Origin of the sequence: Ferrovum myxofaciens (assembly GCF_000735045.1) — a bacterium.
Classification (GTDB): domain Bacteria; phylum Pseudomonadota; class Gammaproteobacteria; order Burkholderiales; family Ferrovaceae; genus Ferrovum; species Ferrovum myxofaciens.
This window is the reverse complement of sequence record NZ_JPOQ01000106.1, coordinates 1-13612: the sequence shown is the minus strand read 5'-3', so window position 1 is coordinate 13612 and position 13612 is coordinate 1. Positions and strand designations below refer to the sequence as shown.

14 protein-coding genes and 1 other RNA gene are annotated in these 13612 nt (G+C 54.2%); 14 read left to right on the top strand and 1 reads right to left on the bottom strand.

Annotation, left to right across the window (positions count from 1 at the left end; genetic code table 11):
• Positions 1-150 precede the first annotated feature (150 nt).
• The 10 genes from IV91_RS0111210 (at position 151) to IV91_RS15935 (ending at position 8604) form a co-directional block, all read left to right on the top strand.
• On the top strand, positions 151-1011 hold the full coding sequence (locus IV91_RS0111210) for a DUF4238 domain-containing protein (RefSeq protein WP_031598412.1): 861 nt from the start codon (positions 151-153) through the stop codon (positions 1009-1011).
• Positions 1012-1627: 616 nt separating this feature from the next.
• Positions 1628-2905 carry a tyrosine-type recombinase/integrase gene (locus tag IV91_RS0111205; protein ID WP_031598410.1) on the top strand — a complete coding sequence of 426 codons (1278 nt, stop codon included), beginning with the start codon at positions 1628-1630 and terminating at the stop codon, positions 2903-2905.
• The gene (locus IV91_RS0111200) at positions 2902-3636 is read left to right on the top strand and encodes a hypothetical protein (RefSeq protein ID WP_031598407.1); all 735 of its coding nucleotides are present in this window, start codon (positions 2902-2904) and stop codon (positions 3634-3636) included. The genes IV91_RS0111205 and IV91_RS0111200 overlap by 4 nt, the downstream gene beginning before the upstream one ends.
• An 84-nt stretch (positions 3637-3720) precedes the next feature.
• A complete protein-coding gene (locus IV91_RS0111195; protein ID WP_031598406.1) occupies positions 3721-3939 on the top strand; it encodes a helix-turn-helix transcriptional regulator in 219 nt (72 codons plus the stop codon).
• Positions 3936-4949 carry a hypothetical protein gene (locus IV91_RS0111190; protein WP_031598404.1) on the top strand — a complete coding sequence of 338 codons (1014 nt, stop codon included), beginning with the start codon at positions 3936-3938 and terminating at the stop codon, positions 4947-4949. The genes IV91_RS0111195 and IV91_RS0111190 overlap by 4 nt, the downstream gene beginning before the upstream one ends.
• A complete protein-coding gene (locus IV91_RS0111185) occupies positions 4949-6724 on the top strand; it encodes a hypothetical protein (RefSeq protein WP_051862605.1) in 1776 nt (591 codons plus the stop codon). The genes IV91_RS0111190 and IV91_RS0111185 overlap by 1 nt, the downstream gene beginning before the upstream one ends.
• The gene (locus tag IV91_RS0111180; RefSeq protein ID WP_031598401.1) at positions 6725-7240 is read left to right on the top strand and encodes a hypothetical protein; all 516 of its coding nucleotides are present in this window, start codon (positions 6725-6727) and stop codon (positions 7238-7240) included. It abuts the gene before it with no gap.
• Positions 7241-7386: 146 nt separating this feature from the next.
• Complete coding sequence (locus IV91_RS0111175; protein ID WP_031598399.1) at positions 7387-7713, top strand: hypothetical protein; 327 nt, start codon at positions 7387-7389, stop codon at positions 7711-7713.
• Between the two features lie 26 nt (positions 7714-7739).
• A complete protein-coding gene (locus IV91_RS17980) occupies positions 7740-8132 on the top strand; it encodes a hypothetical protein (RefSeq protein WP_150112466.1) in 393 nt (130 codons plus the stop codon).
• Positions 8133-8343: 211 nt separating this feature from the next.
• Positions 8344-8604 carry a hypothetical protein gene (locus IV91_RS15935; protein ID WP_035417896.1) on the top strand — a complete coding sequence of 87 codons (261 nt, stop codon included), beginning with the start codon at positions 8344-8346 and terminating at the stop codon, positions 8602-8604.
• Between the two features lie 473 nt (positions 8605-9077).
• Here IV91_RS15935 and ssrA read toward each other — a convergent pair.
• Positions 9078-9443, bottom strand: a transfer-messenger RNA (tmRNA) gene (gene ssrA / locus IV91_RS17340).
• A 68-nt stretch (positions 9444-9511) separates the two neighbouring features.
• On the opposite strand from ssrA, the gene IV91_RS0111160 reads away from it, so the two are divergent.
• The 4 genes from IV91_RS0111160 to glcE form a co-directional block, all read left to right on the top strand.
• Complete coding sequence (locus IV91_RS0111160) at positions 9512-10924, top strand: DEAD/DEAH box helicase (protein WP_031598397.1); 1413 nt, start codon at positions 9512-9514, stop codon at positions 10922-10924.
• A gap of 2 nt (positions 10925-10926) precedes the next feature.
• Positions 10927-11226 (top strand): DUF167 domain-containing protein, encoded by a 300-nt coding sequence (locus IV91_RS0111155; protein ID WP_051862603.1) that lies wholly within the window; start codon positions 10927-10929, stop codon positions 11224-11226.
• A 67-nt stretch (positions 11227-11293) separates the two neighbouring features.
• Positions 11294-12766: an FAD-linked oxidase C-terminal domain-containing protein gene (locus IV91_RS0111150; RefSeq protein ID WP_031598395.1), complete on the top strand. Its 1473-nt coding sequence runs from the start codon at positions 11294-11296 to the stop codon at positions 12764-12766.
• 2 nt (positions 12767-12768) lie between these two features.
• The coding region (gene glcE, locus IV91_RS0111145; RefSeq protein WP_031598393.1) for a glycolate oxidase subunit GlcE at positions 12769-13612 on the top strand (844 nt) is incomplete at its 3' end.

The following is a 13612-nucleotide window of genomic DNA, read 5'->3' as shown; positions in this document are numbered from 1 at the left end:
CATCGGCAGAAAACGAAATATCGTCCACTTGCCAAGGCGATTGCAGGCCAAGCGCCATGCTAAATAAAGTTGTACTATTCATGACGGAATTATCGCACCACCCACTACAAATCACATAGAGCCTTTATTTTCTAGGGATAGGTGAACTCAATGGGTGTAATCAAAGTATTCAGCCCGGACGGAAGCCAGTTAGCCGCAGCCCTGATGGGCGCGATGGCCGCCGGGCGACCGGAACCTTTGCCCAGGCAGTCGCAGTCCAAACCCGAGAAAACGCGGAAGAAAAATCCCAACCGGTTAACTGTCTATCAGCACCTCTATCCCCAGCGAAGCATCGCGCGGTTTGCGGGGGACGACGAACGAGTTGCCGTGCATGACGTAGCCAGGTGTCAGGTTCGGCGAGCCAAACCCAGCGACTCCATTTTCTGTGCTCGCCGCGCTTGGGATCAGCGAGCGGAAGCCGGCTACATGAAGGATATTGAAAATCGGTTTCAAACTCTCGCTGAACCTCTTATCAGTGGACAGAGCACGATCTCCTCGGTTGAAGACAAGCAGGCCGTTGAGCGCTTTTTTGCACTTTGGTACATGCGGTCTCGATACGGTGAATTGGAAGATCAAGAGATCAAGCTCAATGGGGTCAGTGGCGAAAACCTTACCAAGGAGCAGGAAGAGAACCTTGAGGCGAATGGGTACCTATTTGCTAGGACAGGAGGCATCGTTCCGGCCCGACAACTGAACGGTCTCTGGTTGCAAAGCCAAATCGATGGCTACACTAGGGACTTGTCGAGTGTGGAACGGTGGGGAGTCATTCAGCCTAAATCTGGCGAGTTCATTATCACGGACACGCCGTTGTATATGATCATCCCGCTCACGCCCAAACTGGCGCTAGTCGGTAATGCGCCGGACGGGATGATCCTCGCCGAAAATTTAGCGCAACTAAATCGACTCGCTGTCGCTGGAAGTCAGCGGTATTTCCTCGCGCGTGACCTGTCGGAGTGCCCAATTGATCCATGAAAAAGATTTCAGCGGCTGTGATAGCGGTACCTTATTCCCTCGGGTAGCCGATGCCGCAATAAAACCCGCTTGATTCGTCCGCGCGTAACTTGTTGATCTGTATGGGGCTGGCTTGCGTCCTTTGCGGACTTCGGGCCGGATTCGGAGGGCGAAGCCGGAGAGAATAATGGCCGGGAGAGAGTGGAAAGAGGCCTAGGGCGGGTACTCGGGCTGATCGGTGAAGTCCGCAGGCTTCCGCACGAACCCCCGCGAACACGCGGGAACTGGCGTGATCGGACAAGAAAAAACCCCAACCGATACGGGTTGGGATTTAAGGTAATGGTGGAGGCGGCGTCCACCATTTTAGCCTTTTCGTGCTTTTCATTGACACGCTATGATTCACTTATAACCTTTTCTAACATAAGGTTATTCTGAAATCTCTGTTTTATACAGTTGCACACCGTATCAACTAAGCGCATAATTTATGTTGGGTTAGAGGTGGGGCGGAAAACGATGTGGGGTTTATCAAGCATTTTTTCCACCTGCACCTCGCAAAGCCACAACCCTATTGAAAGTATGGATTCCCACTTCTGAAAAGCGGGAATCGAACTTACAGCCAAAAACAGGAGGGGAGATTATGCCGAAACTTGCAAAGATGCTTACACCTTTGGAAGTGGGGAGGTTGAGCGAGGAAGGATTTCATTCAGTGGGAGGATGTCGCGGTCTACACCTTCGGATCATTGGCGGCTCCCGAGCATGGATACTGCGGATCACGATAGGTGACAAGCGGCGCGACCTTGGGTTAGGACCATTTCCAGAAACAGGGCTTGCCGATGCCCGGAGGAAGGCGCAGGAGTTGCGCGAGAAGGTACAGGCAGGCATTGATCCAGTGGCAGAGCGAAAAGCCAAGCAAAGCGCATTGAAAGCCAAGCAAGCCAAGCAGGTCACATTCCGTCAGGTAGCCGAGCAGTATCTTGATTCAAAGGCTGGTGAGAAATCGGACAGGATGACCCAAGCATGGCGTTCCAGTTTTGAAATGTACGTTTTCCCAACCCTCGGGGATATGTTGGTTCAAGATATTTCCTTACCCCACATCGTCAAGGCACTCGAACCGATATGGATCACCATTTCAGACACGGCCACCAAACTGCGGGGGCGCATCGAGGCAGTTTTGAGCATGGCGACTGTCAGGGGCTTCCGTACCGGCCCGAACCCGGCACAGTGGAAGGGTAACTTGGATCAGATACTGCCACAGCCTGGCAAGGTGTCGGTAAAGACGAAACAACCGGCCTTACCGTTTCGGCAGATTTTCGACTTCCTGGAGGATCTTCGCAAGGTGGAAGGTATGGGTGCGCTGGCGCTGGAATTCGCTATTTTATGCGCATCCCGAAGTGGTGAAGTGAGGGGTGCCAAGTGGACTGAATTCGACATACCCGGCGCAGTCTGGACGATACCCGGCGAACGCATGAAAATGGCAAAAGAACATCGTGTTCCTTTGAGTGATGCGGCTCTGGCCATCTTGGAAAAACTCCCACAAGATAATGCTCTGGTGTTTCCTGCCATGCGTGGGGGGACGCTTTCGGACATGACCATAAGCGCAGTTTGCAGGCGCTTAAACGAACGCAGGACAGCGGATGGGCTGGCACCTTGGACTGATGAGAAAAGCGGCGTATGGATCGTGCCCCACGGCTTCCGTTCGAGTTTCAGGGATTGGTGCGCAGAACAGACGAACTACCCGAAAGAAGTTGCGGAAATGGCGCTGGCCCACAGTATCGGCAACGCAGTTGAGGCTAGTTACCGGCGCGGGGATTTGTTCGAGAAACGGCGCAGACTGATGGCAGATTGGGCGAAGTTTTGCCAGTCACCAGAACCAGAAGCGGGAAAAGTTTTGTCGATTAGGGGGAAGTCAGCATGAGCAAACCTGCCAGACTGACACTAAAGCAAGCACTGGAAGCCATCAAAAAACCACTGAAACGCTGGGGGGATTTGATCATCGTGCAGGTTATAACGGGATGCCTCGAGGGATGGGGGCCGAAAAACGGAGAACTTAGATCAACTTTAATGCCTAATCGTCCGAAGCCTGACGGGACATTCGATCCGGTATTCCCACTAATGACAGCATCATGGTTAGAACAATGGTACGCGGATGGCGGATGGGTGGAATCACTTTGGCACTTCTCAGAAGTCGAACTGGCGTTGTTTCAAAACTACCGAGGCGGCACTTTCAAGCCCGGCGCATGGGCTGGGAGCATAGGCGATGCAAGCGCCTTTGAGCGCGACTGCGAAGAAGCGGCTACCTACGAGCCAGCGCTAACTGCGGAAGTCGCTAGGACAATCAGGGGGAACATTCTGAGGCAGCACCAAAAATACCTTGTACCGGCGCAGACTGGGGAAAAATTCCTATCCGGGCGCAAACCGGGTACCGGGGGCCCTATCCGAAAGTGCATCGCCAAGCACCTGAAAAAAACCCCGAGCATGACGAACGAATCCTTGTGGGACGCTATCAAGGGAAACCCCCCTACTGGGTTTACCGTATGCGATAACCGCGCCGGGAAGTATATTGAAGGCCCTGCCAAGTTCCACAACATGAACTTTGAACGGTTCTGTAACGTCTGCGCAGAGGAAAGAAGGGCCACAAAAAAATAAGAATTTCACGGGTTAGCGAGCCCGTGAGATGCGGTTGCTAGGCTGTCTCCACTCGCTGCATTTCGCGGCATATTGGAGGCAATCATGGCACAACCTGTCAAACAATCTGTTCAAAAATTTAGCAACCTGCCCGATAACGCCCACATTCAGATCCGGGATCTAGCCCAACTGCTGGGATGCTCAACGTGCACCATTCATCGTAAATTCAAAAACGGTACGCTCCCTGAGCCTGTTCGGGTTTTGGGCCATCGGGGATTGTCTGCTGGGACGGTTCGGCAGATTCTGGCAGGGGAGGAAAGATGAACCCCGTAAAAGCCAACGCCACCGGGGAGGGTGGCTGTCGGGGGGATTACAAAAACACACAGCGCAATCCTAACCTTAACGAAGATTTTTCGCAAGACTTTAGTTACGGCGTTTGCCCCCACGCACTGAATCACAGCGTCCACACTGTGACGGGGGATTTTTCGGAATTCGTGGCAGGGCTGGCGCATCCCGTCTCATTGACGGATAAAAAACAGGGAAAGGCCATCGTCCCTGCCGTGTTTTCTGTGCCCTACGCTGCCAACAAAAACGTGTTGGGATTGACTGGCCTGGCGCTGGACATTGAAGCCCAGAAAGATGGGCCACCACCCCCGCCACCACAAGACGCGGCGGGGTGTCTGCTCGGAACTGGGTTAACTTTCTGCTGTTGGACAACCCACGGCCACATCCCCGAAGCGCCACGCTACCGGATTTTATTCCCTCTGGATGGGTTGCTGGCTCCCGAGTATGTAAAAACGGCGTATAGGCTCGTGGCGGAATCCGTGCCCCCATTCGCAAGCGTTACAGATCCGTCCTGCTGGCACGCAGCCCGGTTGTTTTTTTTGCCATCTGTGCACCCCGAACGCGCGGCGCATTATCAGTGGTTTGCTAACGCCGCGGGAAAGCGTTTGAAGGCCCAACGACTTACAGAAGCCGTGAAAATCCTGGAGGCAAAAGCACTGGCCGAAGCGGCAGAAAAGCGCCAGTTGAAAATGCTGCGCAAGCCCCTGGGCGGCGGCACATCGCTCATTCAAAAGTTTAACGAAACTCACCGCGTTGAAGAAATTTTACTGGAGGCGGGTTACGTCCGAAAAGGCAAAAAATGGCTTGCCCCCAACTCGGGGAGCGGGATACCTGGCCTGGTAATTTTCGAGGATGGCAGGGTTTACAGCCACCACAGCAACGATGCCCTAAATGATGGTCATGCTCATGATTCATTTGGGGTTTATGCGTTGCTCTGGCATGACGGGAACGCAAGCGCGGCGTGCCAAGCGATCAGGAGGGGTGCGTAATGGAAATCGACATCCTTCTCAATGACGACACCGAACTCACCGCAGAAGATGTATTACCCGAGGATCCCACAGTCACAGCGAAAGCGGAACTCCAGACAATCGCTCAGGCGGGGGATGCCCCGGCTTTTTGGCGAGCACTCAAACCGCATGCGTTGTTGATCAAAACGCTGAAGGATGACGATCCGGGCGAGTATCAGGCCTGGCGCGCAGAGATCAAGGCCGCATGTAGCAAAATCAACGTGACCAGCATGGATGCGTTTATAAACCCGTCAGGCGAAGGGGATGCGTCAGGCAGTCAGGCAACCGAACTGGCAGATTTGGCGGCTGGAAAATGCGAGCTTTGGCACGATGCGGACGGAAACGCTTTCGCCAGCATTACAGCCGATACTCACAACGAACATTGGCGCATCGATAGCACTGGTTTCCGGGACTGGTTAGCATGGCTGGCGCATACCGAAATGGCCACGGCCCCATCCATGGAGACTTTGAAATCCGCATGTAATGCCCTGAGCGGAACCGCGAAATTTGACGGGCCAGAGCATGAACCTTGCCGACGAGTTGCCAAAGATGACTCCGGTTACTGGTTAGACACAGGGGACGAAACTTGGGGCGCAATCTTGGTCACCGCTGCCGGCTGGAAGCGCGTGCACAAGCCACCAGTCAGGATGTTAAGAAATAAAGCCACGAGGCTACTTCCTGCCCCAGTATCCGGGGGGGGGCTTGACGCGCTTTGGGATTTGGTAAACGTCCCAGAAAAGGACAGACTTTTTGTCCTGGCTTGGATCGCTGAATGCTATCGGTCCGACACTCCTTATGCTGTTCTGGAACTCACCGGGGAACAGGGGAGCGCGAAATCGTCCTCCCAAAACGTGTTAAGACTTTTTATCGATCCCAACCAAGTGGCGTTGCGTGGAAAACCAAAAACCGTCGAGGATATCTTTGTAGCGGCTGCGAACTCGCACCTTGTTAGTTACGAGAATTTAAGTGGGCTGTCCAATGATCAGAGTGACGCCCTGTGCACCTGCGCCACTGGGGGCGGCTACGCAGCGCGGCAACTGTACACCAACGGCGAAGAATCCACGCTGACCGCTCATTGTCCTGTCGTGCTTAACGGCATTTCGCCAGTGGTTCTAAGGCCAGATTTGCTTGACCGAACCATCTCCATAACGCTTCCGAAAATCGATAACCGGCGAACCGATGCGGAGATCAAAGAAGCCCTAGACCGGGCGGCCCCTGGAATCATGGGGGCCTTGCTGGATCTGTTCGCGAATGCGTTGGCTGTAATTCCGACGGTCGTAATTCCACATGACCAACTGCCCCGGATGGCAGATTTTGCGATCCTGGGGGAAGCGATTGCCCGCGTCCTGGGGTACCCCGATGGGCACTTTCTGGCTATATATACAGAGCACCGGCGGACGGCGATTGGCCGAACAGTTGACGCGTCACCCGTGGCGGCAGCGATGGCAGAATATGCCGAACGCGGGAACAGGTACCGCGGCCCAGTTAAAGGATTACTTGACGTGCTGACGGCCAACAAACCAGACACCGAGAGGGACGAATATTGGCCAAGAAGCCCGAAAGGTCTTGCGGATGCGATGCGGCGCTACGCCCCCGCTCTTCGTCAGATGGGTATCACCGCGCGCGTGGACAACGCCCGGCGCCGGGATGGAATTCACTGTGAACTTGAAAAACAGACTGCGCACTATTCTCCAGACACCCTAACGCCCGGAAACGAAGTTCACCAAGTTCACAAGTTCACACATGAGGAAATTTGAATGAACGTAGACACCCTTATTAGAGACTTCACGGCCAAGAGGGTGCACCTGGCCCCTACGGCTCAGGGCACGATCAGCATCACTTCCCAAGCACCGCTCACCGATGCGGACCGCGATTTACTGCGCAAACACAAGGCCGATGTACTGGCCGAACTCGGAAAGCGTGAACTTGTGAACTTGGTGAACATTGATTCCGGGCATTACCCTCTGGAGAGAATAGTCCATACCCCGGAAACGAAGTTCATTGACCCCCAGACTGTGAAAACATCACCGGCACTTGATCTTGAGGACTTTCAAGAACGCGCTGGGATCATGGAATATGAGGGGGGAATGTCACGGCCACAGGCGGAATTTTTGGCCCGTTGTGATCAGTGTCGCCATTTCAGTAGATTTGGGAACTGTCGGATGCCTCAGGAGAGCGGGTTAACCGTTCGGTTTGAGATAGTCCAAGCACCTGGTGAGGCGTGCGGAATCTTCGAGAGGAAGCCCCCACCGGTCGGTTATTTAATATCGTAACTGTTACGAAAACCAGCACCACCACTTTACAAGGAAAAATCGCCACGCTCCAGATACGGCAAACCGAGGCGAACGGCCTACCTGTGCCCTGCTGATGGATAACTATGTATCCACTCACCGAACTGATTACCTCAAGGAGATTTAACATGATGCTGGAAATTAACGTCAAGAAGGGCGCACGATTCGCGGGGCTCGTGGGAGATAGGCGATGTTGTGTTGCTCTGGAGAACCGCTTATACAGACGCCTGGCCGTTTCGCTTCAGGATGATGACCGCCCGGCAAATCTGGCGAGTGTATCGGTCTGGCTTGGGAACGCTCTAGCCGTCTGGCCCGAGTACCACCCCCACAAAAACCTTGCAGCACAGGCCACACGCCTGGCGCTGGCGCACGTTCTGGACTGGGAGAGGGCACACCATTGGGAAAACGCTGATGATTACGATGTGGACATGAACGAACGGTATTGGATAAAATAGTATCCACATCACACAGAGGATCACCCATGCGCTACCACTTGAAGATCACCCGGCACGGCATCAGCACCAGAACCACAGTTAGCATGGATAAAACTCTATCCGGGTTGCTAGCGGCTTCGCTTGGGACGGATGGCACACCAGCGGATCACAGTACAGTCAGATCATGGATGGATACCAGCATATCCACATGGGCAGCGTTTGATCCTCTGTTACCGTTGACCAAGCAAGTCACCCACCTGGCGTTATTGCAGATTGCACGGCCTGAACTGGTAGCGATCCTGACCCGTGCGGGAGGGGCATGCCCATTCGACCTGGAACTTCCTGAATTCGACCTGGAACTTCCTGAATTCGACCTGGAACTTCCTGAATTCGACCTGGAACTTGAGGACATCGCTCAAACAGACCCTTTCGCCCCATGATTAGTCAACAGCACTTCCTAGCATTGGCGGGGCTGGAAGCGGGATTACCGCGAAAAGCCACACCAAACCTGAGACAACGAACTTTTGCCCATCGTGAGCGCATTGTGGGCACTGATTTTCAGCACGGGCGGTGGCCAGCATCGCATGGTGAACGCAATTACCGTGGATTGGTGCACAGTTTCAGAACAAACGAACTTTAAAAGGAATCATTATGGCGAGAGTATGGACCGACGAACAGAAAGCCCGGCAAGCCGCCATGATTCGTGCCTGGAGGCCCTGGGAACGATCCACCGGGCCAGTGACAGAGAAAGGTAAAGCCGAATCTTCAAAGAACCGCCAAAAGGCTCTGGACGCTGCACGGCAGGAAATCGAGAGCGCACGAAAAGCCTTGGCTCAGGCAGAGAGGAATCTTGAACGACTGGGACAAAAGCCCAAGAGCGACTTCATGGCCGCCTTGAAGCGGATGCGCTGAACCACCTGACTGCCTGGTGTTGCTACTGCTATTCCTGCTACTTTTGCTACGATCCCACGCCCGGCAACCTGTCGGGATTCCCCACAGGTTCCACCGGACTGACTGCCCACCAGCACCATACCGGGGTTATGTCACTGTTACGTAACCATCATAACCACCGGACTGGCCACTCTGTGCTGATGCTCAAACCGTTAGTCAGAATTCTGACGAACGGGCAGGGCGGAGTTTTGCTTAGTCAGAATTCTGACGAAGCAACCCGCACTGATGAATCCATAGCATCCAGAGCCGGGGTATCAAGAGACACAGTTCGCAAGGTGGAAGCCATTATCGTCACTGTTACGAATCTCAGCATAAACCAAGTCCGAACCTGAAAACCGTATCATCCCGTATCACCCAAGCACTTTGGTTTAAGTGGGGTGTTATGTTGGGTGGATGAAAATCACTGTTGTAACTCCCTGATTCTATTAAGGTGATGGTGGAGGCGGCGGGAATCGAACCCGCGTCCGTCAGTCCTCTACAAGCAGATCTACATACTTAGTCTGGCTCTTTGGTTTTAATCCGTACGACGTCAACCGACGAACTTCGCTTGGACGATCTCCCTTGAGTTTAGGAACCGATGAAGGAGCCCCATCAGGTCACGAGCCTCTGTAAATGACCCTGCCATTCGGTTTCCCGAACTCCCACCCAGAGACCAGTGGGTGCAGGGCCTAGCCGTCAAGCGGCTAGGGCGTAGTTGTCGTCGTTGGCAACTATATGGTTTCCAGATGGATTTACGAGGTCACTGGTCCTCGGTATGCACTGCATTGCTTTGCAACCGCCGTCGAAGCCAGGTCGCCCCCAGTCTCGAACGTGGTATTATGCCACATCTGCTGTATTCTTGAAATGTGTTGTTGGAGTGATGAAATTAATGACATTTGAATCCTTGGGACTTTCTCCTGAAATACTGCGAGCGATTACAGACGAAGGGTACACCACCCCAACTCCGGTCCAAGTTCAGGCCATCCCTTTGGTGTTGGCGGGGCAGGATGTGCAGGCAGCTGCTCAAACCGGAACAGGAAAGACGGCGGGGTTCACTTTGCCCATTTTGCATCGTCTCCAACCCATGGCCAGTTCCAGCCCTTCACCGGCGCGTCATCCCATTCGTTGTTTGGTACTGACGCCAACTCGTGAGTTGGCGGCTCAGGTGCAGGAAAGCGTCAAGACCTATGGACGCCACTTGGCATTGCGCAGTACGGTGATCTATGGCGGGGTGGCCATGCCTCCTCAGGTCAAGGCATTGCAGGCTGGCGTGGAGATCGTGGTGGCGACTCCGGGACGCTTGCTTGATCATGTCCAGCAAAAAACCATCAATTTGTCTCAAGTAGAAATTCTGGTACTGGATGAAGCGGATCGAATGCTGGATATGGGCTTCATTCCGGATATTCGAAAGATCATCGCCTTATTGCCGGAGCGTCGACAAAACTTGCTGTTTTCTGCGACGTTTTCTGAAGATATCAAGAAATTGTCCCAGGGGATCCTGAATAACCCGGCAACCGTGGAAGTGGCGCGGTCCAATACCACGGCAGAGGGTATTACCCAACTCATCTATCCCGTGGAAGCGGAGCGTAAACGGGCGTTGTTGACTCATTTGATTCGTACGCTGCCCATTCCTCAGGCCATCGTGTTCACGCGTACCAAACATGGGGCCAATCGTTTATGTGCTCAACTGGAAAAAGAACAGATTCCTGCGGCAGCCATTCATAGCGACAAAACCCAGTCCCATCGTATGCGCAGTCTGGAACAGTTCAAGGCTGGTGAAGTCTCTATTCTGGTGGCCACGGACATTGCGGCACGGGGGTTGGATATCGACCAATTGCCCTTTGTGATCAACTTTGAACTTCCCCATGTGCCAGAGGATTATGTGCACCGCATTGGCCGGACCGGACGGGCCGGTAGTGAAGGTTGTGCCATTTCTCTGGTCAGTCCGGAGGAAAGTCGTGAGCGGCAGGCCATCGAATCCTTGATCAAGCAGACCATTCGCGAAGAAGTTTCCGTGAATTTTGAGGTTGTCGAACCTGTGCAGCGCCCTGAGGGACGGCGTCCTCCCCGGGAAGCCGAGGGTCGTTCACGAACTGATCGTCGTCCTGTTGCGCGTCAGTCGGAGGTAGAGGCAGTGGAGCAAGTCGTTCGAGAGCCCAAGGTGCCCCGTCCTGTCCCGGAAGTGCCGAGGTCGGTATATTCCCATCATCACTTCAGTCGTCCTCCTCTGGGTTCGTCCGGCATCAAGAAACATCGTGAAATCCCTGCGTTGTTGGGAGGTTTGCTGAAGAAGACGCCGTGAGTATGGAATTCTGTCGACACGAATCAAAAACCGGGGCATGGGTATTGACCTTGCACATCCAACCGGGTGCCAGTCGAACCGAAGTTGTTGGAAAGCATGGAGATGCCCTCAAAATCCGTTTGGCCGCCCCGCCGGTGGACGGACGGGCCAATCAGGTCCTTCTTCGTTTTCTGGCAGAGCAGTTTCAACTCTCTCTGGATGCCGTGGAATTGCGCAGCGGTTTGACTGGAAGGCACAAACGGGTGGCCTTATATGGCTTGGGAATGGTTGATCCAATGAAAATATTGTTATTTAATTCATAGTATTGCGTTATGAGTTTCATGTTTTTTGTTCGAACCCATCAAATTCCTTAGAGAACTGATTCATTCCATGGACAAGTCAGAAATCCCCAGTGCGTTGGAGATCGGTCAGGCTCTGCGTCAATGGTTGCCTGAATCGGCCATCCTGACGACGCCCGAATCCAAACGCCCCTATGAAACCGATGGGTTATCGGCCTATCGTCAGATGCCTTATGTGGTTGTGCTGCCTGCCACGGAAAAGGAAGTACAGGCTGTTCTGCGCTATTGCCATGCCCTGCGTATTCCGGTGGTTGCACGCGGGGCAGGGACAGGGCTTTCTGGGGGGGCCTTGCCCCACGAAAGCGGGGTATTACTTTCGTTGGCACGGCTCAAGAATATCCTGCAAGTCGACCCTTTGGCACGCACAGTGCGGGTTCAGCCCGGTGTACGGAATCTGGCCATCACCCAGGCAGTAGACGCCCATGGGCTGTTTTATGCGCCGGATCCTTCCTCCCAGATTGCTTGTAGTATCGGAGGTAATGTGGCCGAAAACTCGGGGGGGGTGCATTGCCTGAAATATGGTTTGACACTACATAATATTCTGCGTCTCCGGATTCTGACCATAACGGGGGAAGTGGTGGAAATCGGTTCGGAAGCCCCTGATAGTGCGGGGTTCGATTTTATGGCCTTGCTGACGGGAAGCGAGGGATTGCTGGCGATTGTTACAGAAGTGACTGTAAAAGTTATTCCTAAGCCAATGGTTTCAAAGGTCATAATGGCGTCTTTTGAGATGGTGGAAAAGGCCGGTGATGCGGTGGCATGCATGATTGCGGCGGGGATCATCCCGGCTGGACTGGAAATGATGGATTCCTTGGCTACTCGTGCGGCAGAGGATTTTGTCCATGCGGGCTATCCGGTGGAAGCCGCAGCCGTGCTGCTTTGTGAATCCGATGGGATGCCGGAAGTGGTGGAGGATGAACTGGCGCGCATGAAAACCATACTCGAGGAAAACGGAGCCACGGAAATCAGGGTTGCGCGGGATGAAGCGGAACGATTACGCTTCTGGGCCGGGCGCAAGGCCGCTTTTCCGGCAGTGGGACGATTGGCCCCAGATTACTACTGTATCGATGGAACCATTCCGCGTCGTCGTCTGGGCGAGGTACTGCGGCAGATCGCCGATTGGTCCCTGGAATACGGACTTGAAGTAGCTAATGTGTTTCATGCAGGGGACGGTAATCTGCACCCTCTCATCCTGTATGATGCAGGGGTTCCCGGTGAATTTCATAAAACGGAAGAGTTGGCGGGACGAATTCTGGAACTCTGCGTGGAAGTCGGAGGAACCATCACGGGAGAGCATGGCGTGGGCGTGGAAAAAATCAATCAGATGTGTGTTCAGTTTGGACTGAATGAAATAACGGTGTTTCATGGGATCAAAGCGGCTTTCGATCCGGAGGGATTGCTGAATCCCGGCAAAGCGATTCCAACCTTGCAGCGGTGTGCTGAAGGGGGCCGAATGCATGTCCACCATAACCAGTTGCCTCATCCCGAACTCTCCCGGTTTTGATCATGCAGGGCGAGTTGGAACCCCTTTGCGCACAGGTTCGGCAGGCCTATGAAGCCAAACGCTCCCTGCGCATCCGTGGGGGTAGCAGCAAATCCTTTCTGGTATGCTCCGCAGCTCATGAGGTTTTAGATCTGCGTCTGTATACCGGGATCGTGGACTATGAACCGAGTGAACTGGTGGTTACGGCACGGGCCGGAACTCCTCTAATTACGCTGGAACGTCTGCTCGAGGAAAATGGCCAAATGCTGGCCTTCGAGCCGCCTCATCTCGGGCTGCAGGCCACGGTGGGCGGGATGGTGGCTGCAGGATTGTCGGGGCCGCGCCGCATGGCCCAGGGAGCTGTCAGAGATTTTGTGCTGGGCGTTCGTATGATCGATGGTCAGGGGCGAGATTTATCCTTTGGGGGGCGCGTCATCAAGAATGTGGCAGGTTTTGATGTTTCTCGACTGATGGTGGGGGCCTGGGGATCCTTGGGGGTATTGACCGAGGTTACTTTGAAGGTCATTCCCCGTACCCATGCCCAACTGACCCTGGAGTGGAGTCTTTCGGAGGCCCAAGCCCTCCAACGGATCAATGAATGGGCGGGACAGCCTTGGCCGATTACGGCATCCAGTTATTATCAAGGACGTTTGCGCGTGCGTCTGGAAGGTCCACGCAAGGCACTGGAGTCCAGCGCAGTCCATTTGGGAGGAAAGGAAGTTCTGGAGGGGAAGGGGTGGTGGATTGGTTTGCGTGAACAACAACTGGATTTTTTTATGACCCCCAAGCCCCTTTGGCGGATGGCTGTGCGAACGACCACAGGACCGCTGGGTTTGTCGGGTCAAACGCTGGTGGAATGGGGGGGGG

Bases quoted from the DNA above. Each gene is read 5' to 3' on its own strand.
- IV91_RS0111210 (WP_031598412.1), top strand. From the start codon at position 151: ATGGGTGTAATCAAAGTATTCAGCCCGGACGGAAGCCAGTTAGCCGCA.
- IV91_RS0111205 (WP_031598410.1), top strand. From the start codon at position 1,628: ATGCCGAAACTTGCAAAGATGCTTACACCTTTGGAAGTGGGGAGGTTG.
- IV91_RS0111200 (WP_031598407.1), top strand. From the start codon at position 2,902: ATGAGCAAACCTGCCAGACTGACACTAAAGCAAGCACTGGAAGCCATC.
- IV91_RS0111195 (WP_031598406.1), top strand. From the start codon at position 3,721: ATGGCACAACCTGTCAAACAATCTGTTCAAAAATTTAGCAACCTGCCC.
- IV91_RS0111190 (WP_031598404.1), top strand. From the start codon at position 3,936: ATGAACCCCGTAAAAGCCAACGCCACCGGGGAGGGTGGCTGTCGGGGG.
- IV91_RS0111185 (WP_051862605.1), top strand. From the start codon at position 4,949: ATGGAAATCGACATCCTTCTCAATGACGACACCGAACTCACCGCAGAA.
- IV91_RS0111180 (WP_031598401.1), top strand. From the start codon at position 6,725: ATGAACGTAGACACCCTTATTAGAGACTTCACGGCCAAGAGGGTGCAC.
- IV91_RS0111175 (WP_031598399.1), top strand. From the start codon at position 7,387: ATGATGCTGGAAATTAACGTCAAGAAGGGCGCACGATTCGCGGGGCTC.
- IV91_RS17980 (WP_150112466.1), top strand. From the start codon at position 7,740: ATGCGCTACCACTTGAAGATCACCCGGCACGGCATCAGCACCAGAACC.
- IV91_RS15935 (WP_035417896.1), top strand. From the start codon at position 8,344: ATGGCGAGAGTATGGACCGACGAACAGAAAGCCCGGCAAGCCGCCATG.
- IV91_RS0111160 (WP_031598397.1), top strand. From the start codon at position 9,512: ATGACATTTGAATCCTTGGGACTTTCTCCTGAAATACTGCGAGCGATT.
- IV91_RS0111155 (WP_051862603.1), top strand. From the start codon at position 10,927: ATGGAATTCTGTCGACACGAATCAAAAACCGGGGCATGGGTATTGACC.
- IV91_RS0111150 (WP_031598395.1), top strand. From the start codon at position 11,294: ATGGACAAGTCAGAAATCCCCAGTGCGTTGGAGATCGGTCAGGCTCTG.